The 19,970-nt window shown below is 60.1% G+C and carries 20 protein-coding genes; 11 read left to right on the top strand and 9 right to left on the bottom strand.

The features are described 5' to 3' along the window. The first annotated feature begins 77 nt into the window (after positions 1-77). From AC1D35_RS00385 to pncA, 5 genes are all read left to right on the top strand, one after another. Positions 78-2,573 carry an ATP-dependent helicase gene (locus AC1D35_RS00385; RefSeq protein WP_477938155.1) on the top strand — a complete coding sequence of 832 codons (2,496 nt, stop codon included), beginning with the start codon at positions 78-80 and terminating at the stop codon, positions 2,571-2,573. 160 nt (positions 2,574-2,733) lie between these two features. Further along, the gene (locus AC1D35_RS00380; RefSeq protein WP_113308082.1) at positions 2,734-3,246 is read left to right on the top strand and encodes a hypothetical protein; all 513 of its coding nucleotides are present in this window, start codon (positions 2,734-2,736) and stop codon (positions 3,244-3,246) included. Positions 3,247-3,365: 119 nt separating this feature from the next. After that, entirely contained in the window at positions 3,366-3,692 is a 327-nt protein-coding gene (locus AC1D35_RS00375; RefSeq protein WP_113308081.1) for a hypothetical protein, read from the top strand. Continuing rightward, entirely contained in the window at positions 3,689-4,198 is a 510-nt protein-coding gene (locus AC1D35_RS00370; protein ID WP_113308080.1) for a GNAT family N-acetyltransferase, read from the top strand. Before AC1D35_RS00375 ends, AC1D35_RS00370 begins: the two co-directional genes overlap by 4 nt. A 205-nt stretch (positions 4,199-4,403) precedes the next feature. After that, complete coding sequence (gene pncA, locus AC1D35_RS00365) at positions 4,404-5,030, top strand: bifunctional nicotinamidase/pyrazinamidase (RefSeq protein WP_113308099.1); 627 nt, start codon at positions 4,404-4,406, stop codon at positions 5,028-5,030. 13 nt (positions 5,031-5,043) lie between these two features. Here pncA and AC1D35_RS00360 read toward each other — a convergent pair whose 3' ends face one another. Both AC1D35_RS00360 and AC1D35_RS00355 read right to left on the bottom strand, forming a co-directional pair. Next, positions 5,044-6,636, bottom strand: a complete 1,593-nt coding sequence (locus tag AC1D35_RS00360) for a hypothetical protein (RefSeq protein WP_477938154.1) — start codon at positions 6,634-6,636, stop codon at positions 5,044-5,046. Between the two features lie 99 nt (positions 6,637-6,735). After that, positions 6,736-6,981, bottom strand: a complete 246-nt coding sequence (locus AC1D35_RS00355; RefSeq protein ID WP_113308098.1) for a DUF2164 domain-containing protein — start codon at positions 6,979-6,981, stop codon at positions 6,736-6,738. 134 nt (positions 6,982-7,115) lie between these two features. On the opposite strand from AC1D35_RS00355, the gene AC1D35_RS00350 reads away from it, so the two are divergent. After that, positions 7,116-7,847 (top strand): AzlC family ABC transporter permease, encoded by a 732-nt coding sequence (locus AC1D35_RS00350; RefSeq protein WP_113308078.1) that lies wholly within the window; start codon positions 7,116-7,118, stop codon positions 7,845-7,847. Between the two features lies 1 nt (position 7,848). Next, positions 7,849-8,157 carry an AzlD family protein gene (locus AC1D35_RS00345; RefSeq protein WP_113300125.1) on the top strand — a complete coding sequence of 103 codons (309 nt, stop codon included), beginning with the start codon at positions 7,849-7,851 and terminating at the stop codon, positions 8,155-8,157. A 9-nt stretch (positions 8,158-8,166) separates the two neighbouring features. Here the strand turns inward: AC1D35_RS00345 and AC1D35_RS00340 are convergent, their stop codons facing one another. After that, entirely contained in the window at positions 8,167-10,002 is a 1,836-nt protein-coding gene (locus AC1D35_RS00340) for an aminopeptidase P family protein (protein ID WP_477938153.1), read from the bottom strand. 278 nt (positions 10,003-10,280) lie between these two features. On the opposite strand from AC1D35_RS00340, the gene AC1D35_RS00335 reads away from it, so the two are divergent. Beyond that, positions 10,281-10,454, top strand: coding sequence for a hypothetical protein (locus AC1D35_RS00335; RefSeq protein ID WP_477852433.1), 174 nt, complete (start codon positions 10,281-10,283; stop codon positions 10,452-10,454). A gap of 170 nt (positions 10,455-10,624) precedes the next feature. On the opposite strand, the gene AC1D35_RS00330 is transcribed toward AC1D35_RS00335, so the two are convergent. Then, positions 10,625-11,503 (bottom strand): 50S ribosomal protein L11 methyltransferase, encoded by an 879-nt coding sequence (locus AC1D35_RS00330; RefSeq protein ID WP_113308077.1) that lies wholly within the window; start codon positions 11,501-11,503, stop codon positions 10,625-10,627. Positions 11,504-11,562: 59 nt separating this feature from the next. After that, on the bottom strand, positions 11,563-12,165 hold the full coding sequence (locus AC1D35_RS00325; protein ID WP_113308076.1) for an SCO family protein: 603 nt from the start codon (positions 12,163-12,165) through the stop codon (positions 11,563-11,565). 371 nt (positions 12,166-12,536) lie between these two features. Between AC1D35_RS00325 and AC1D35_RS00320 the strand changes: the two genes are divergently transcribed. Further along, a complete protein-coding gene (locus AC1D35_RS00320; protein ID WP_113308075.1) occupies positions 12,537-14,504 on the top strand; it encodes a methyl-accepting chemotaxis protein in 1,968 nt (655 codons plus the stop codon). Positions 14,505-14,506: 2 nt separating this feature from the next. Then, positions 14,507-14,980: a chemotaxis protein CheW gene (locus tag AC1D35_RS00315; protein ID WP_007814360.1), complete on the top strand. Its 474-nt coding sequence runs from the start codon at positions 14,507-14,509 to the stop codon at positions 14,978-14,980. Positions 14,981-15,028: 48 nt separating this feature from the next. On the opposite strand, the gene AC1D35_RS00310 is transcribed toward AC1D35_RS00315, so the two are convergent. Continuing rightward, the gene (locus AC1D35_RS00310) at positions 15,029-15,520 is read right to left on the bottom strand and encodes a CreA family protein (protein WP_113308074.1); all 492 of its coding nucleotides are present in this window, start codon (positions 15,518-15,520) and stop codon (positions 15,029-15,031) included. A gap of 64 nt (positions 15,521-15,584) precedes the next feature. Beyond that, positions 15,585-16,175 carry a 3'-5' exonuclease gene (locus AC1D35_RS00305; protein WP_113300119.1) on the bottom strand — a complete coding sequence of 197 codons (591 nt, stop codon included), beginning with the start codon at positions 16,173-16,175 and terminating at the stop codon, positions 15,585-15,587. 271 nt (positions 16,176-16,446) lie between these two features. Here AC1D35_RS00305 and AC1D35_RS00300 point away from each other — a divergent pair, with 271 nt between their 5' ends. Next, on the top strand, positions 16,447-16,977 hold the full coding sequence (locus tag AC1D35_RS00300) for a GNAT family N-acetyltransferase (protein ID WP_113308073.1): 531 nt from the start codon (positions 16,447-16,449) through the stop codon (positions 16,975-16,977). A gap of 182 nt (positions 16,978-17,159) precedes the next feature. Here the strand turns inward: AC1D35_RS00300 and ligA are convergent, their stop codons facing one another. Continuing rightward, on the bottom strand, positions 17,160-19,316 hold the full coding sequence (gene ligA, locus AC1D35_RS00295; RefSeq protein WP_113308072.1) for an NAD-dependent DNA ligase LigA: 2,157 nt from the start codon (positions 19,314-19,316) through the stop codon (positions 17,160-17,162). 75 nt (positions 19,317-19,391) lie between these two features. After that, positions 19,392-19,910: a DUF6886 family protein gene (locus AC1D35_RS00290; RefSeq protein ID WP_113308071.1), complete on the bottom strand. Its 519-nt coding sequence runs from the start codon at positions 19,908-19,910 to the stop codon at positions 19,392-19,394. Between the last annotated feature and the right edge of the window lie 60 nt (positions 19,911-19,970).

The following is a 19,970-nucleotide window of genomic DNA, read 5'->3' as shown; positions in this document are numbered from 1 at the left end:
GAGGATAGCTGAGCGCCTGGGAATGAAAGCAGAACAACTTTCTGGTCTTTCCTTCCCGAATCACTACATTACGCGGCATGAGCAATAGTTTCGACGATATGCCCTTCTTCGACGAGGAACCGGGCGAAACGCCGCGCAAGCCGCAACAGCCCGCCGCACCCGCCGGAAGAGCACCTGCCGCCGCCGGCGGTATCGCCGCCCGCGCCATGGCAGCCCGCGATGGCGGTCGCGCCGATTATCTCGCCGGCCTCAACCCGGAACAGCGTGAAGCAGTCGAGACGCTGGAAGGCCCAGTTCTCGTGCTCGCCGGCGCCGGCACCGGCAAAACGCGTGTGCTCACCACTCGCATCGCCCATATCCTGTCGACCGGCCGCGCCTTCCCTTCGCAGATCCTGGCAGTGACCTTCACCAACAAGGCAGCGCGCGAGATGAAGGAGCGCATCGCGGTTCTCGTCGGCGGCGCCGTCGAAGGCATGCCCTGGCTCGGCACCTTCCACTCGATCGGCGTGAAACTTCTGCGCCGCCACGCCGAACTTGTCGGCCTGCGCTCCGATTTCACCATTCTCGACACCGACGATGTCATCCGCCTCATCAAGCAGCTGATCCAGGCCGAAGGCCTCGACGACAAGCGCTGGCCGGCCAAGCAGTTCGCCGGCATGATCGATACCTGGAAGAACAAGGGCCTCGGCCCCGCCGATATTCCGGAAGGCGATGCGCGCGCTTTCGCCAATGGCCGCGGGCGCGATCTCTATTTCGCCTATCAGAACCGCCTGTCGACGCTGAACGCCTGCGATTTTGGCGATCTCCTGATGCATCCGATCGCGATCTTCCGCAAGCAGCCGGATCTGCTCAAGGAATATCACCAGAAATTCCGCTACATCCTCGTCGACGAGTATCAGGACACCAACACGGCCCAGTACATGTGGCTGCGGCTTCTCGCCCAGCGCCCCAAGGGCGAACTGCAGAATGTCTGCTGCGTCGGCGACGACGACCAGTCGATCTACGGTTGGCGCGGCGCGGAAGTGGACAATATCCTGCGCTTCGAGAAGGACTTCCCCGGCGCCAAGGTCATCAAGCTCGAGCGCAACTATCGTTCGACCGCCCATATCCTCGGCACAGCCGCCCATCTGATCACCCACAATGAAGGTCGCCTCGGCAAGACGCTCTTCACCGATCGCTCCGATCCGGATGATGCCAAGGTGCAGGTGCATGCCTCCTGGGATTCCGAGGAAGAAGCCCGCGCCATCGGCGAGGAAATCGAGCGCCTGCAACGCGGCGATGCCGACGGCAGGAAGCATCTGCTCAACGACATGGCGATCCTCGTGCGCGCTTCCTTCCAGATGCGTGAATTCGAAGACCGCTTCGTCACCCTCGGCCTGAACTACCGCGTCATCGGCGGCCCGCGATTTTACGAGCGCCTCGAAATCCGCGACGCCATGGCCTATTTCCGGCTGGTCTCGCAGGGCGCCGATGACCTCGCCTTCGAGCGCATCGTCAACACCCCGAAGCGCGGCCTGGGCGACACGACAGTGCGCGCCCTGCACGACTATGCCCGCGCCCGCAACATTCCGATGCTCGCGGCCGCCGCCGACATCATCGAGACGGACGAACTGAAGCCCAAGGCCCGCAAAGCCCTCTTCGACGTGATTCAATCTTTCCGGCGATGGCAGGAACTGCTTGAAAACACACCACATACCGAGCTCGCCGAGCAGATTCTCGAAGAATCCGGCTATACCGACATGTGGAAGAACGACAAGAGCGCCGAAGCGCCAGGTCGGCTGGAAAACCTCAAGGAACTCATCCGCTCGATGGAGAGCTTCGAATCCATGCGTGGCTTCCTGGAGCACGTCTCGCTGGTCATGGATGCCGAGACCAACGAGAACCTCGACGCTGTCTCCATCATGACGCTGCACTCTGCCAAGGGCCTGGAATTCGACACGGTCTTCCTGCCCGGCTGGGAAGAAGGCCTTTTCCCGCATCAGCGCTCCCTCGATGAAACCGGCCGCGCCGGCCTGGAGGAAGAACGCCGTCTGGCCTATGTCGGCATCACCCGCGCCAAACACCGCTGCCACATCTGGTTCGTCTCCAACCGCCGCATCCACGGCCTCTGGCAGTCGACCATTCCCTCGCGCTTCCTCGACGAACTGCCGGAAACCCATGTCGAAGTCGCCGAGATGGAGCAGAATTACGGCGGCTACGGCCGCGGTGGCGGTTACGGCCAGTCGCGCTTCGACAAGGCCGATCCCTTCGCCAACTCCTATTCGACGCCCGGCTGGAAACGCGCCCAGGCCAACAAGACCGACGCCACCCGTGACAACTGGGGCAGCCGCTCCGGCCATGCGGTGGAGCGCATTGGCTACGGCGAAAGCGGCCCTCGCGGTCGCACCATCGAGGGCGAACTGGTAGCGAAATCCACTGCCACCGAGCCCTCGCGCTTCGTCATCGGCGACCGCGTCTTCCACATCAAATTCGGCAACGGCTCCATATCAGGCATCGAAGGCAACAAGCTGACGATCGATTTCGACCGCGCCGGCCAGAAGCGCGTGCTCGACGGCTTTGTGGAGCGGGTTTGACCGTTCCATCGCCTTGGCCTTTCCAGGGAATCACAGGCCCAGCTTTTCGCTCTTCTCCAGATGACAAAACGCCGCTTTGACCCGACTCGCAAACAGGCATAGCCCGATCACTGCCCGCCCATGAAAGGCAGGCTTCACAAGACCTTCAAAGGAGGTTCAAGTGACCAGTGTTTCAGCCTTGGGCAGCGCGCTGACCCAGTATAAAGTCCCCCTCAATCCACTCGACACGAACGGCGACGGTGTCGTCTCGGCAGACGAACTTGCCGCCGCTTCCCGGTCCTCAACAACCAACGCCTCGACGGCTGGTAAATCCTCCGCCGGCGACGACGATTCTTCCGGCTCCGATGTCGTCCAGAAGATCACAGCCGACATTCTGAAGCTCATGCTACAGCTCCAGAAGACGGACGACAGCGACAGCCAGTCCGGCACCGATGCCGATGGGGACGGTTCCAAGGGAGCACTCGCTGCCCTGGATTCGAATGGCGACGGCAAGCTCACCACCTCGGAAATTCTTTCGGCCGACCCGCAGAAGATTGCCGCTGCCGTCGGTGACGATGATGACAGCGGCCTGATGGCCAAAGTCCTGACCGACATGCAGACTGCGCTTCGCGCATACCAGACGACCTATGGCAACTCGCCCGCCGCTGCCGGCGACAGCGACCAGACGGCCTGACGCAATGAGGCTCCGCCGGGGGAGCCTCGCTGAACAGGCAAAACGCTTTGATAGGCGCAGAGACAGCCTCCCCGCGCCCTCCGCTTGTGCTGGCGTGATTTATCGGAGAGGTTGCCAACATGATTGACCCTTCTTCCATCGACATGAAAGTCTTGCGGCAGATCGGCTGGGATCATTGGGATCCGATCGGCATCAGGAAATGGAAAGATCCGGTGTGGCGCGAAGCTGCAGCCGACGAATACGATTCCTACCTTCTCCGCGCCGCCGGCATGATTCTCCAAAACTCTTCGCTGGAAACAGTTGCGGCTTACCTAGACGAGATCGTCGTCATCAATATGGGGCTTGGGCCTGTTAGTGCTGCAATTCATGGCGCGTCGGTTCGAACCGTCGAAGCGATGGCCGCCTGTCTTCGAAGCGAATCTCACGACGCACGAGATGTCCAATGACGGCAATACCCACGCTACAAACCGAACGACTGATCCTGCGGCCTCCAGTGATGGAAGACTGGCCGGCCTACCACGCCCTGATGATCACCGATCGCGCCCTCTACATGGGCGGCCCGCACTCGACCAAGGCGGCCTGGGGCATGTTTTGCCATGACGTTGCCCTATGGACGCTTGAGGGCCACGGCGCCCTGATGATGGAGGATCGCGCCACAGGAGAATGCCTCGGCCAGGTCGGGATCAACTACGGCCCGCTTTTCCCGGAGCGTGAGCTGGGCTGGCTCGTCTATCGGCAAGCCGAGGGCAAGGGCTATGCCTACGAGGCCGCTGTCGCCTTGCGCGACTGGGCCTTTGCGGTGCGCGGTCTGAAGACGCTGGTGAGCTACATCGCCCCCCAGAATGCGCGGTCGATCCGGCTTGCCGAACGACTGGGCGCCATACCGGATGCGATGGCGGAGCGTCAGGCCGGCGATGAGGACGATCTGGTGTTCAGGCATCCGGTCCCATAGTGCATGCATAAACTCTAATACAAAAGGCGAGATACTTGTCGAATTCGCGTATAGGACGAGCATCACCAGAAAAATTACTTTATGCTGCCATTTGCCACCCTTCATACTAGAAATAGCACTTGCGCGTTGCCTCCCAGAAATCCACTAGTTGATTGCGCTGACACCGGTTGGCATTTTGCAGTGCGATATGCGTAAGGATGGCTTGATGAAGGCGTTGCTGCTCGTCGATATTCAGAATGGTTTCTGTCCCGGAGGCAATCTGCCGGTTCTCGATGGCCATGAAGTCGTTCCCGTCGCCAACAGCCTCATCGATAGCGGCAAGTACGATCTGATCGTCGCCTCGCAGGATTGGCATCCGGCCGATCACGGCAGTTTCGCCTCCTCCCACACCGACAAGAACCCTTTCGAAATGGGCGAACTCTCCGGCAAGCCGCAGATGCTGTGGCCGGATCACTGCGTGCAATATACGCGTGACGCCGAACTACACCCACAGCTCCACTCGGCGCAGATCGACCTCATCCAGCAGAAGGGCGAAAACAGAAACGTCGACAGCTATTCCGCCTTCCGCGACAACGATCAGCATGCCCTGACAGGTCTTGCCGATTTCCTGGTTGATCAGGGTGTCACCGAACTCGACGTCTGCGGGCTGGCGACCGATTATTGCGTGAAATTCTCCGCGCTCGATGCGCTGGAACTGATCCCTGGCGTCAAGGTACGCTTCATCGAGGATGCGAGCCGCGGCATCACGCCTGAAGGTGTAGCCGCGGCGATCGACGAAATGCGTGGACACGGCATCGCCTTGGTCAACAGTGCGGACGTTTTAAGCGAATAGGCGGCTCGTCGCCTTATTTCAGCAGGTAGGCGTCGAATGTCTCATCGCTTCCGGCAGTCGGCCCGAATCGCTTCAGGAGGCTTGTCGCACTCCGGAACGCGGAAATATTCTCCGGTGTGAGAGACAATTCCCAAACGTAGCTTTCCCGTACTGAGAGGGGCGCAGTAATCTGGTCAAGCCGTTGCGAAAGAAGGATGACGACAGGCACTCCCTCGCTTTGCCGCAAGTGGTTGGCCGTCTGCAGTATATCGGCAAGGCTGAGCGACAGGCGAGCGTTGCGGGTAAATCGCACGGTATTGCCGAAACGCTCTTCGCGCATGAGATAGGCGCGATTGGAGATGTAATAGGGCAAGGGTTCCACGAGATAATCGGGATCCGCGATGATAATCGCATCCTTGAGATCGGGGCGCGATTGCATAAGCGCGCCGAAATCCTTGCTTCGGCTCATCGGTATATCGGCAATGAAAGTCTGGTAAACCTTTTCGAGGCCGGATACGACCTGCAGCGACAACACAATCAGGAAGCACAGCTGCCCGATCCTTACGACGCGGCTCGCAGCGTCGTTGCCGGCAATGACCGGCGCCCTGTGCGGAGAACGTGAGGTCAAGGCGGTCATCGCGAGCATGAAAACCAGCCAGAGCGCCTGATGCCTGTATCCACCGGGATAGACAAAGGTAAAAAGCAGGCAAAGTCCGAGCAGCACACCCCCCGCCGCGATCATCGCTGGCGGCCGGTTCACCAATCCCAATAGGCTGCCATAGAGGAGAACGGACATCAGCGACACGAAAATGCCGTAGAGCGCCGGGTGCACACGCATCAGATTCAAAACATAGGCGGGATAAAACGCCACAAAATTCGAGCCGGGAGCGAGGATAGCACGAAGGGCGAGCGAGACGGGATTCTGCCCGCCGAGATCGAGCGTAGCAGCATCATTGAAGGTCGGATAGACCGTCAAGATACATAGGATGACGCCAATCGCGGCAATGACAACGCTTGTCGCAAAGGCCCGGCAGCTCTCGAATGTGGGCCTTGGCCGCTCCTGAATGAGATCGAAAAACCAGTAGGTGAAAAAACCACCGATCAGGATGACCGAATGTACGTTAGTGTTCGCTAGCAAGGCAAACAACAGGCCGAGCAACAATCCGTTGCTCTTCCTCTTCTCCCAGATCACCACGATCAGGAAGACAAAAAGCATGCTGATGCCGTAATTTCGCGACATCGCGGCATATTCGAAAATCGAAAAGTTGCCGAACAATGCCAAAAGCATAACGGGACGCGGAAGTTCCAGCCTGAAAACAACCAGATAGGCTGAAACCGCCGCAACCGCCAGCGCGACGATCTTCAGGACGACAGGCGAGCCGACCACGCTATAGCCGGTGCGCAGCAGAATGTGCCAAAGGGCAGGATGTCCGTCGCCGCGCACATGGCGAAGCATATCGAACAAGTTGTCGCCCTGAAGAGCGAACGACAATGCGCGAACCTCATCACGCCAGACGACTTCGGACCAACAAAGCGCCGATGCCAGCGCCAACCAGACGACAAAGATCAGCGTCTTGCCGACTGTGGCCRAACGGGAACCATCAATATCGGAGACAATCGCAGCCAAACAACGCGAAACCTGGTGGATGAAAGTGCTGCCACGATATCCGTGCGGCCATAATTTAGCGTTAAGCAATGAGCAAGCTCGAGCAACCTTTGCTGAGGTCTAGAACTTCTCGTACCTCTCGATAAGCTGAATGTCATCGACTACGTCTTCCATCCTCTTCAGGAACGCGGCCTGCGCATCTCTGACTCCTCGGTTGTAGAAGTACGGGCAGATTTCCTCAGCGAAAAAGTCGAGCAGGAATTCCGCCGGCAGGGCGCCGATCGGATCGAGCTCACGGTCGAAATAAGCCCGGATGCGCGAAACGATTTCCGCTTTTTCTTCCTTCGTAAATTCGATCTTCTTCATTGTCTCCCTCACCTCGCCGGTGACGTAAACCGGTAACGCTTCAGCAAAATCGATTGATGAATCAAGGAAATTCAATTGCCGCAGCAGGTGAGACACCATAGAGGGAAATTTCAATTCCAATAGGATGAATTCCCATGAATCGCGCCGACTTTGTCGAAGGTGTGCGGGGTGGATTTGCCGTGGCACTCGCCTCTGCCCCCTTCGGAGCGCTGTTCGGCGCCCTTGCAGCCGAGCAGGGCATGTCGCTCTCCGAACTCACCTTCATGAGCGCCACCGTCTACGCGGGCGCAAGCCAGATGGTCGGCATAGAGCTCTTCGGCCATGATGTTCAGGCTTGGGTGATCGTGCTGTCGATCCTCGCCGTCAACTTCCGTCACGTGCTCTATTCGGCAGCGATCGCCCGCTACATCGGGCATTTCACGGCCATCCAGAAGTTCTTTACCTTCTTCCTGCTGGTCGATCCCCAATTTGCCGAGACCGTCAAGCGTGGCGAAGCAGGTCAGCCGGTTACCTTCACCTGGTATCTCGGCTTCGGCATCGTCATCTACATCCCGTGGGTTCTCATCAGCCTCCTCGGCGGCATGCTCGGCTCCTTCATCGGCGATCCCAAGACGATCGGCCTCGATATCCTCCTGCCGGCCTATTTCCTCGCCATCGTCCTCGGCTTCCGCAAGCGTGACAATTTTCTGGCTGTGGCGCTGACGAGCGCTGTCGCCTCCGTCATCGCCTATCATTTCGTCGGTTCCCCATGGCATGTGAGCCTGGGTGCTGCGGCCGGCATTCTGCTTGCTGCGCTGATGCCCCTGCCCACCCAGGAGCCGGATCTCGAAGCCGACGCCCTCAACACCGAAAACCACGAGGTCTGAGATGGAATTCGATCTCCACATGGCTCTCGTGATCCTCGCCGCCGCAGCCGCGACCTTCGCGACCCGCATCGGCGGCTACATCATGATCACCCGCATGAAGCGCATTCCGCCGCGCATGGAAGCGGCGCTGAATGCCGTACCGGCGGCAGTGCTGACGACGCTCGTAGCCCCCGCCTTTTTCATGGGCGGCTGGGATTCGAAACTGGCGCTCGCCGTCGCCCTCGTCATCGGCTTGCGCTTCTCACACACATGGATGCTCGTGGCCGCCTGGATCATCGTGATGATCTGGCGGCACACGATCGGTATTTAAGACCGCCGATCAGTATTCCAGCGGCAGCGTCGCGTTCTCCAGCCATGCCTTGACGTCACGGTCATGGATCAGAGGCATCAACGCTTCGCGCGTTTGGTGGTGATAGTCGTTGAACCAGTGCAACTCATCATGCGTCAGCAATTCCGGAATGACGAGGCTGCGGTCGATCGGGCAGAAGGTCAGCGTGTCGAAGCCGAGCATCGGCATATCGCCCCCATCGATGGCTTCGGCCTCCCGCACATAGATCAGGTTCTCGATGCGGATGCCGAAATGGCCCGGCCGGTAGTAGCCCGGCTCGTTGGACAGGATCATGCCCGGCAGCAGCTCCTGCGTCGACAGCCGCGAAATGCGCTGCGGCCCCTCGTGAACCGAAAGATAGGATCCGACGCCATGCCCCGTGCCATGCGCGAAATCGGCCCCTGCCCGCCATAGCGCAACGCGAGCCAGCGGATCGAGGTCGCAACCACGCGCACCCTTCGGGAAACGCGCCGTGCTGATCTGAATCATGCCCTTCAGCACCAGCGTGAAGAAGCGCTTGTGCTCCTCGCTGACGGTGCCGATGCCAACCGTGCGGGTAATATCCGTCGTGCCATTGATATACTGCGCACCGGAATCGATCAGGAACAGTTCTCCCGCCTGGATGTGCCGGTCGGTCGCCGTCGTCACCCGGTAATGCATGATCGCCGCATGTTCGCCGGTACCCGAGATCGTGTCGAAGGAAATATCCTTCAGCGGGTTCTGCATGCTCTTACCGACCTTGGCGCGGGCCGCCTCCAGCCGCTCGGCTGCACCGATCTCGGTGATCGTGCCGGGCTTGCTCTGCGACAGCCAGTAGAGGAATTCCACCATGGCAGCCCCATCCTGCAGATGGGCGGCGGCCGAGCCATTGATCTCGACGCTGTTCTTCACGGCTCGCGGCAGCTTTGCCGGATCGACACCCTCCACGACCTCGCCGCCCGCCTTGCGAATGATCTCGGCGAGTGCATAGGAGGTGATATCAGGATCGATGAGGATACGGCCGCCATCCTTGGCGACGGCTGCAAGCTTCTCATCCAGCAGCGAGGGCGCAAGCTGGGTGGAGATCTGTGCCAGATAGGCTTCCGGCTCGATGCTGGTCTTGCGCTTATCGAGGAAGAGCTCCGCCTTGCCGTCTGCATGGATGATGGCGCGCGCCAGAGGATGCGGCGTATGCGGCACGTCTGCGCCGCGGATGTTGAAAATCCAGGCGATGGAGGACGGATCGGCGATAAGCACCGCCTTCAGGTTCTTGTCTCCGAGATCGGAGGCGATGGTGGCGATCTTGTCCTTGGCGAGAATACCTGATTGCGCCACGTTCTGGATGACGACAGCGCCAAGCGGCTCTGCCGGCCGGTCGGCCCAGAGCCTGTCGAGCGGATTGTGCGGCAGGTAGACCAGCGCACCGCCGATTTCGGAGAGCGCCTTTTCGAGCTTGCGCACTTCCGCACCCGAATGCAGCCACGGATCGATGCCGAGCTTCAGCCCCTTCTTGCCATGCGCCGGCAACCAGACGTGCGGCGGCTCGTTGACAAGATCGCCGCCGGTGAAAACCGAGCCGTCCACCTGCTCGGCAAGCTGCGTCACATAGCGCCCGTCGACATAGACGATCGCATCCGTCCGGGTGATCAGCGCAATGCCCGCCGAGCCGGTGAAACCTGTCAGCCACGACAGCCGCTCCGCGCAGGCAGGCACATACTCGCCATTATATTCATCGGCGCGCGGCACGAGAAAAGCGTCGATGCCGAGTGCATCGAAACTGGCGCGGAGTGCGGATACCCGTTCCCTGCCGAATTGCGGCGTGGAGGTGACTTCGAAAGACTGGAACATGCTGGAAACCCGAATGAGTGAGACGAATCCGGTTAATGGGATAGCGGCCATGTTAGCGAAATTTCAGTCATTAGGGAGAAAAAGCGACACGAAGCACCGAGAAGCCGCCTGCCGCCCAATAATTTGGCAGAAATGTGTCTCGATCTGAGAAACTGGCACGCTTCATGCATTGCGCGCATGGCTCCCATGAAACAAACCCTCTGCCGCTGCATGAAGGAATAGCTATATAGAGCCCATCGAACGGTTCACGACGAACCACCAACAAAGGATTTCTTGAAATGACCGCCTCTCTCTCGCGCTTCGCTTACAGCAGCCCGGTACAGGCTGGCGAACGCCAGACTGTGCGTCACGTCATCGGCGCCCGCCGCCCGCAGAATGAGGATAGCCTCAAGATGCTCGCAGCAGGCCAGCGTTCCACGCGCCACAAGGGCGCACCGAGCTACGCATTCTGAGCTTAAAGCCTTTCCGATCCTCCTCCCTCCACCGGACAGGCCTATCGGAATGCAGTAGTGCCCGCTCGAGCATCCTCCTCCTTCGAGCTCGCGGGCAAGACCGGATTTAAATGCCGGTCCAAGGCGGTGCCTCTGGCACCGCCTTTTTTCTTGTTCGTAATTCGCTGAGATTACGGGTGATCGAGATGGATCGTCACCCAGCCATTGCGCCAGATCGTGCGCACGTGGCGAAGCTTCGCGCCATTATAGGCGGCAATCACCTTCCAGCGCTGGCTGGCAAGGATGCCGGATAGAATCACCGATCCGCCCGGCGCCAGATTGGTGACGAGCTGCGGCGCCATCCTGATCAGCGGCCGCGCCAGAATATTGGCGATGATGAGGTCGAAAGGTCCATGCTCGGAAAAGGCGGTCGAGTGGAAGCCGGGTGCGGTCACCGTGCTGATGCCGCTGGCAATGCCGTTGCGGCGGACATTCTCGGCCGCGACGCGAATGGCAATGGGGTCGATATCGGTCGCGAGAACGGGAATGTTGCGAAGCTTGCGCACGGCAATCGCCAGCACGCCACTGCCGGTACCGAGATCCAGCGCATTGCGCACCGTGCGCGCCCGAAGCACCCGGTCGATCACCTCCAGGCAGCCGGCCGTCGTGCCGTGATGGCCGGTGCCGAAAGCCTGGCCGGCATCGATCTCGATGGCAATATCGCCTGTGCGGAGCTTGTCGCGATCATGCGAGCCATGCACGAGAAAGCGCCCTGCCCTGACGGGCTTCAGCCCTTCCAGGGATTTTGAAACCCAATCCACATCAGGGATAACCTCACGCGACAGCGCCGCATCGGGAAATGCTTGGCTCAGCGCCGCCTCGACGCGAGAGCGCACGTCCGCCTCGTCCTCCGCCATCATGTAGACAGAGGCTTCCCATATATCTTTCTTTTCGTCGATCTCGGTGGTGCCGATGGCAAAATCTTCTTCGCCGAAGACCTCGCCCAGAAGGTCGAGAATTTCCTCGGCCTGCTTCTCGGTCGTCGATACGTAAAGGCGAATTTCACTCACGATAGGCGGTCTTTCCGGTTGCGCCGCCCGCTCCCGGTYCCAACATATTCAGCGACCGGTCATCCCTTGGCGACGAGATTCTCAAGCTTCTTTATCGCCGTATCCGGGTTTTCGCCATAGGAGATCGTTCCCGCAAAGCGCCCGGACGAATCGAGAAGGAAAACCGAGGCCGTATGGTCCATCGTGTAATCGCCGTTAGGATTGTTCTCGTCGACCGGCACCTTCTTGGCATAGACGCGGAAGCCCTTGATGACCTCGGCGATCTTGTCCGGCGCGCCGGAAATACCCGTAATGCGCTTGGAAACGTTGGAGACGTACTGGTTCATGATGTCAGGCGTATCGCGCTCGGGATCGACGGTCACGAAATACGCCTGCAGCTTGTTGCCCGAGGGATCGACCTTTTCCATCCAGCCGTTGAGCTCGAAGAGCGTCGTCGGGCAGACCTCGGGGCAATGCGTAAAGCCGAAGAACAAGGCGGTGGGCTTGCCACGCAAGGCCTGCTCCGTAATCGGCTGGCCGCTCTGCGATACCAGCGTGAACGGCACGCCGAACGGCCCCTCGGCCACCACCTCCCGCGTCCGGCTCTGGTCCAGAGTAAACCAGCCGAGCACACCGGCAAGCGCGAGCACTGCGATCCAGACGGCGATACGGAAATTCTTCATGATACGTTCCTTGATGCGCGGGTGCCCCACCCGTCTCGCCCGTGTGATTATAGTCGCGATCGCGGACGCGCAATTCAAGAATGCGTTTTCTCACCCGTGATTAATTGCCCCAGCTTGATGAATGCCAAATGCGGGCAAATATCCTGAGAAAAACTTGTACAAAACAAATTATCGCGCCTTTCTAACGGCTTGCGGCCACCACCCCGAAGCAACGCTGGAAAAACATCGTTAGGAAAAGCTTAATCGCGGATATCTATATTTAGTAATGCATACAGTGCTTCAGCGCTGTTCTGACATGACGTCGGCCGGGCATGAACCGGATCAGCATAAAAATCGAGGGAATGGAACCGCCTGGGGCGGAGGGTGGCTTTATGACAAATTCGACGGTTCGCAGAAACCTTTCGGTCGGGCAGCGGCTATGGATGCTCGGCGGCGCTGCCTTTATCGGCTTCGGCTCAATGCTCGGCATCGGCTGGTACGAAAACACACAGGTCGATATCGCCCTGGGCCGCGCCGATGAGATCCAGCAGAGCGTCGATCATATCAACGACATGCGCGTCGCCAATTTGACCCTGATACTCGCCGCTATGGATACGATCGTCGACAAGGACGACAAGACCATCCAGCCGGACCGTCTGAAGCTCGTTGCCGACTCGCTTGCAGCGCTCTCCAGCGGTGCGAAGGAAATGGGCGCCCTCGCCGAGGAGCTGAAAGCCGGCGACTTGCTGAAAAGCTACGATTCCGATGTAGCCGGGCTTCGTCAGGCTATCCAGGTGGACCTCACGGCGCTCGTCGAACAGGGTGCCTCGGATGCCGAATTCGATAAGATCGACGACCGCATCGACGCTGCCGGCGACAAACTGACCGCCACCCTCGATAAATTCGCCGATGACGGCACCGTCTTTGCCCGCAGACACATCGAAAGCGCCAACGAGACCTCCCACAACTCGCTGGTCATCCAGATCATGCTTGGCGTCATCGCCATCCTTACCATGGCCGCGCTGCAATATATTCACGGCGGCTCCATCCGCCGCGGCATCGCCGCCGTGCGCGAAAGCATGCTGCGCATCATGAACGGCGATTTGAGCAGCAATGTTGCCGGCAAGGAACGCGGCGACGAGATCGGCGAAATGGCCCGCGCCGCCGAAAGCTTCCGACTTGCCGCCATCGAAAAGATTGATATGGAGGCTCGTACCGAGACCGACCGCCAGCGCAGCGACGCCGAGCGCCGAGAGCGCGAATCTGCCAAGCTCGCCGATGCAGAGGCGCTGAGCGCCGCCGTCATGGCACTCGCTCAAGGCCTCACCCGCCTTGCCAAGGGCGATCTGACCGCGAGCATCGACCAGCCCTTCCGCGACGAGCTGGAAAGGCTGCGTCAGGACTTCAACCAGACCGCCTTGCGCCTGCGTCAGGCGATGGGCGATATTGCCTTGAACAGCACGTCCATCCAGGCCAACAGCCGCCAGATGAGCGCCGCCGCAGACGATCTTGCCAAGCGCACCGAGCAGCAGGCAGCCTCATTGGAAGAGACGTCAGCAGCTCTGGACGAGATCACAGCCACCGTCCGCAACGCCACCAGCCGCGCCGAGGAAGTCGGCAACATGGTCGCTCATACTCGGCAGAATACCGAGAAATCCGACGCAATCGTCGGTGATGCAATGGCGGCGATGGAGCGAATCGAAGGCGCCTCCCGCGAGATCGGCACCATCATCAACGTCATCGACGAGATTGCTTTCCAGACGAACCTGTTGGCACTCAACGCGGGCGTCGAAGCGGCGCGTGCGGGCGAAGCCGGCAAGGGCTTTGCGGTCGTCGCCCAGGAAGTCCGCGAATTGGCCGGCCGCGCGGCGGGAGCAGCCAAGGATATCAAGACCTTGATCGGAAAATCCGGCGCCGAAGTCAAAATCGGCGGCGAACTGGTGACGGCCGCCGGCGAGGCTTTGCGCCAGATCGGCGAAGATGTTTTGCGCATCGACGGTCATGTTAAATCAATCGTAACCTCTGCGCGCGAACAATCGGTTGGACTGAACGAGATCAATACAGCCATCAGCCAGATGGATCAGGTGACGCAGAAGAATGCGGCCATGGTGGAAGAAACGAACGCCGCCAGCCACACTCTTGCAACCGATGCGGAAAACCTGACGCAGCTGGTACGGCAGTTCAATATCGGCGAGGGCATGAGCGCCCGTCAAACGCCGCGAGAAGCCTCCGCAGCCTCGCATCCGAAGTCTTCACCCGCACGGCGCCTTATGGGCAAGGTTGCGGGCGCATTCACCGGCGGCGCAGCCGCCAGGACACTCGCCTCCTCTCCCGCCGGGGACAACTGGGAAGAATTCTGATCATGAACAACAACAACGCCATCAAGCAGTCGGGTGCCTATCTCGAAATCGTTTCGTTTCATCTGGGCGATCAGGAATTCTGCATCGACATCATGGCCATCCGCGAAATCCGCGGCTGGGCACCGGTGACGCCGATGCCGCATACCCCGCCCTACGTCCTCGGCCTCATCAACCTTCGCGGTGCGGTGATCCCGGTCATCGACATGGCCTGCCGCCTCGGCATGAAGATGACGGAGCCGTCGGAGCGTTCCGCCATTATCGTTACCGACATCGCCGGCAAGCTGGTCGGCCTGCTGGTCGAACAGGTCTCCGACATGATGACCATCAAGAGTGAGGACCTTCAGCCGCCGCCGGAAATCATCCCGGAAGCCCAGCGCGCCTTCTGCCGCGGCATCGTCGCCCTCGAAAAGACCATGGTTTGCTTCCTCAACCTCGACACCGTCATCGCCGACGAACTGTCCCGCGAAGCCGCCTGAACGCTCTTCCTGTCTGGTATCAGAAGGCCCGGCTCGTCCGGGCCTTTTTCATTGCGGCTTGCCATTCTTCCAGACGACATCCTGCCCGTAGAGCGGGATCGTCGAAATCGACATCTTCGCCGAGCCGTCCGTGAGCTCCCGCGAATGAGCGAGATAGATCAGCGTATTGTTGGCCTTGTCGTAGATGCGGTTGACCGCCAGCGTCTTCCAGATCAGCGACATGCCCTGGCGAAACACCTCGTTGCCATCCTTGGAGAGATCGATATTGCCGATCTCGATCGGCCCCGTCTGACGGCAGGCGATGGAGTTGTTGGAAGGATCTTCGAACCAGTTGCCGTTCTTGAAGCGATCGATGAGGCTGCGGTCGAAATAGGTCACGTGGCAGGTCACGCCCTTCACTTCGGGGTCGGAGACCGCCTCGATGATGATATCGTTGCCGATCCAGTCGACCCCGACCTTGCCGACGACTTCTGCAGAAGTCGCACCTGCGGAAACGGTCAGGAATGTTGCAGCGAAAAAAAGATTGCGGAAAGCGAACATGGCAACTCCCGTGTTGATCCCGCTAAGATAAGAAGGGCCAAACCCTTTGCAAGAAAGCGAGGGCTCAGCCCTTGCGGCAGGTGCAAGGCTCGTAGCCGGCAGACATGAGCCTGCCGGGCTTCATGCCGATCAGTCCGGGAATCGCAGCAACCGTCGCCGCCTTGACCGCTCTCGCCATCTCGATGGCCGCTGCCGCGCAGACGGCAGCATCTTCAGCCGCATTGTGATGGACGAAACGCAGGCCGAGATGCTCGGCGATCAGGTTCAGCCGGTGCGACAGAAAATGCGGCCAGATGCGCTGCGCCATCTTCAGGCTGCAGAGATAGGTGAGTTCCGGATAGGATTGCCGGTAGAGATCGAGACTCGCCCGCCAGACGCTGAAATCGAAAGCGGCGTTGTGGGCGATCATCGTCGCACCCCTGAAGTCGTCATGGAACTCGTCCATGACCTCAGGAAACTCCGGCGCATCCTCCACATGCTCCGGACGGATGCCGTGGATGGCAATATTCATCCCGGAGAAGCGCATGTCCCGCGGGCGGATCAACCGCTCCTCGACCCGCGTTACCTGCCCGTCCTTAATCCAGGCAAGGCCGACCGAGCAGGCGCTGCCGCGCTGTTCGTTGGCTGTCTCGAAATCGATGGCGATGGTTGTCAAGGCAGATATCCGAATCGTCTGTTCCTACCGGAATAAAGATAGCCGCAACCGAAGGCAAATTTTGACCTGTTGACATCTGCACGCAAATGGCGAAACTTCCGCCCATGATCAACTCTATGACCCACGCCATGCATCTCATCACCACGACCCTTGCAGGGTACGCGGGAGCGATGGTGCGTCACTAGCAGCCGATCATTCCCGAAAACCCTGCCGAGGCGAGCAGGGTTTTCTGAAAAATCCGCTCTCCTCTTTTCAAACCAAGGAGAGCATGATGTTAGCCAATCAGGATATCCCGCCCAAGAAGCCTTCTGTGAAGGGCCTCACCGTTCGCGCGTTGCGTGTAAGCGATGCCGAAGCTCTCACTGATCTGATCAACCTGCCGGGCTACCGCGCCGGCACGCTGCGCCCGCCCTTTCAAAGCATCGACGCGGTGCGCAAGCGCATGGAATCCCCCTCGCTCGGCGCGCTCAATCTCGTCGTCGAACTCGACGGCAAGCTCGTCGCCAATGCCGGCATGAACCGCTTCGAAGGACGGCGCCAGCACGCCGCCAGCCTCGGCATGGGTGTGCACGACGATTTCACCGGCCGCGGCGTCGGGACCTTCCTGATGGCCGCCATGGTCGATGCTGCCGACAATTGGCATGACATCAAGCGGCTGGAGCTGACCGTCTATACGGACAATGACGCGGCCGTCCGTCTCTACGAAAAATTCGGCTTCGAGAAGGAAGGCCTGCTCAGGTCCTTCGGCTATCGCGACGGGCAATATGTCGATGCCTATACGATGGCGCGGCTGAGGGGCTGAAAGGGATCGGCAGGTACCAACGACGGACAGAGGCCGCTAACTTCTCTTCCGTCATCCTCGGGCTTGTCCCGAGGATCTGCTACATATCGACAGGCAGTAGATCCTCGGGACAAGCCCGWGGATCACGCCAAATAATGACGGGCATACGAAAAACAGAAAAGCTCGTCGGCTGCCGCCGTCCGCTATCCGCCGATCAACGCCAGCCACTCGTCCTCGTCCATCGTCTGGACGCCGAGTTCGCGGGCCTTGTCGAGCTTGGACCCGGCACCGGGGCCTGCAACGACGATGTCGGTCTTTTTGGAGACGGAGCCCGCCACCTTGGCGCCGAGGCCTTCCGCCCTCGCCTTTGCCTCTTCACGCGTGAACTTCTCCAGCGAACCGGTGAAGACGACGGTCTTGCCGGCAACGGGGCTGCCCGACGTGACCGGCTGTTCGGCCTCCTGCGGCGTCACCTCGTCGAGCAGCCGGCCGATCACCTCGATATTGCGCGGCTCCTTGTAGAATTCGACGATGGCGCGCGCCACGACCTCGCCGATGCCCTCGATGGCGTTGAGCTCGTTCCAGGCATCGCCGGAAAGAACAGCTGCTTCCTTCATCGCCGCGGCAAAGGCCTCGTAGCTGTTGTAGGAGCGCGCCAGCAGCTTTGCGGTCGTCTCGCCTACATGGCGGATGCCGAGCGCGTAGATGAAACGGTGAAGGGCAATGCTGCGCCGCTCGTTGATCGCCGCATAGAGCTTGCCGACGCTGACCTTGCCGAAACCGTCGATGTTCTCCAGCTTGGTGATCGACTGCTGCTGGCGCTTCTCCAGCGTGAAGATATCGGGTGCGGTGCGGATCTGCAGCGCCGGATCCTCATTCTCGAAGAAGAAATCCACCTGCTTGGAGCCGAGCCCTTCAATATCGAAGGCATTGCGCGAGACGAAATGCTTCAACTCCTCCGTCGCCTGCGCCCGGCAGATGAAGCCACCAGTGCAGCGGGTAACGGAATCGAGCTTGCCGGTCTTCTCGTGCCGTTCACGCACCGCATGCGAACCGCAGACCGGGCACACCTTCGGAAACTGATACGGCTGCGCATCGGCCGGCCGCTTTTCCATGACGACGTCGAGCACCTGCGGGATCACGTCGCCGGCGCGCTGCACGATGATGGTGTCGCCGATGCGGATATCGTGCTCCTCCTCGCGGATGCGCTCGCCGCTATTGCCGATACCCTTGATGTAATCCTCGTTATGCAGCGTCGCATTGGTCACGACCACACCGCCGACGGTGATCGGCGTCAACCGCGCGACCGGCGTCAGCGCGCCCGTACGGCCAACCTGGATGTCAATCGCATCGACAACAGTGAAGGCCTGTTCGGCAGGGAATTTGTGCGCGGTCGCCCAGCGCGGGCTACGCGAGCGGAAGCCGAGGCGCTGCTGCAGTTCGAGGCTGTCGACCTTATAGACGACACCGTCGATATCGTAATCGAGATCCGGCCGTTCGAGGCCAATCTCGCTGTAATGGGCAAGGATATCGTCAACCGAGTTCAGTCGCTTCATCAGCGGATTGACCGGGAAACCCCAGCTTTTGAAGGCCTCGACCATGCCCATCTGCGTATCGGCAGGCATGTCCGACATCTCGCCCCAGGCATAGGCGAAGAATCTCAGTTTGCGGCTCGCCGTTACCTTCGCATCGAGCTGGCGCAGCGACCCCGCGGCCGTATTGCGCGGATTGACGTAAGTCTGCTTGCCCTCGGCCTCCATCTGGGCGTTCAGCGCCATGAAGTCGCTCTTGGCCATGTAGACCTCGCCGCGCACTTCCACGACGGATGGAGCCCCCTTCGGCAGCTCGTTCGGGATTTCCTTGATGGTGCGGATATTGGCGGTAACGTTCTCGCCCGTCGTGCCGTCGCCGCGGGTCGCGCCCGTCACCAGCTTGCCGTTCTCATAGCGGATCGACATGGAAAGCCCGTCAATCTTCGGCTCGGCGGTGAAGGCGATGGAATTGTCAGGCAGGCGGCCAAGGAAGCGATAGACGCTCGCAACGAAGTCGCGCACATCTTCCTGCGAGAAAGTGTTGTCGAGCGACAGCATCGGCCGGGAATGGACGACCGGCGCGAAGGTGGCGGAAGGGGCTGCACCGACCCGGCGCGACGGGCTGTCTTCGCGGATGAGTTCGGGGAAGCGCGCCTCGATCGCATCGTTGCGGCGCTTCAGCGCGTCATAATCCGCATCGGAAATCTCCGGCTGGTCCTTGCCATGATAGAGCGCGTCGTTACGCGCGACCTCCTTGGCCAGCCGTTCCAGTTCGATGGCAGCGTCTTCAAGGGTCAGGTCCTCAACAGCGACGGATTCGGTCGACATGCAGCTTCACTCCAGAGAATCTGCAATGGTTTTAGAGCAAAATTCCGCGATTGAAATAGCACCAACGTTTTGAAATCATGGCCGCGCATTGCGCAGCCTTATGGCACTGAGATGCAGCGTGCTGTCTCTCAGGGCCTTCAGCGGCGTCAGGCTGTCGACGACGCGAAGTTCGATGCCGCGCAGAGTAAACTCCCGGTCGAGATGGGACACGGCAGTGAGTGCAAGTGGCGTGACGGTCCTGCGAGACACCCACATTCCCGCATCCTGCAGGTCCTCGAAATCATCTGTCGGCATCTCGTAGCGCTGGATGGTTTCACTCTGCAGCCTCTCCAGCCAGCCGCGCTCGATATAGGCGGCACCCCGCCAGCTACCGAGCAATGTCAGGTCGTCCGCAGTTGTCTCCGGCTTCGACCAGATCAGGATACGCGGGCAATCGCGGGGAAAGAGATACATGAAGTCGTTGATATCATCGATCGCCCAGACGAGCGGGCCATTCAGCCATTCCATTCCCGCCAGACGCTCCGAGGGAACGCGCACGGGGCGCGGCTCAAAGACCGCAATAGTGGGATCATCGCTGAAATGGAAAAGCCGCATGAATGGCTGGACCTCGCCAGTGGATGACGTCCCATACCCTCGCCGCCGAGATTTGTCACC

Source organism: Rhizobium sp. P1_E6 (assembly GCF_056405875.1).
This window is presented reverse-complemented; position numbering and strand designations above follow the sequence as displayed.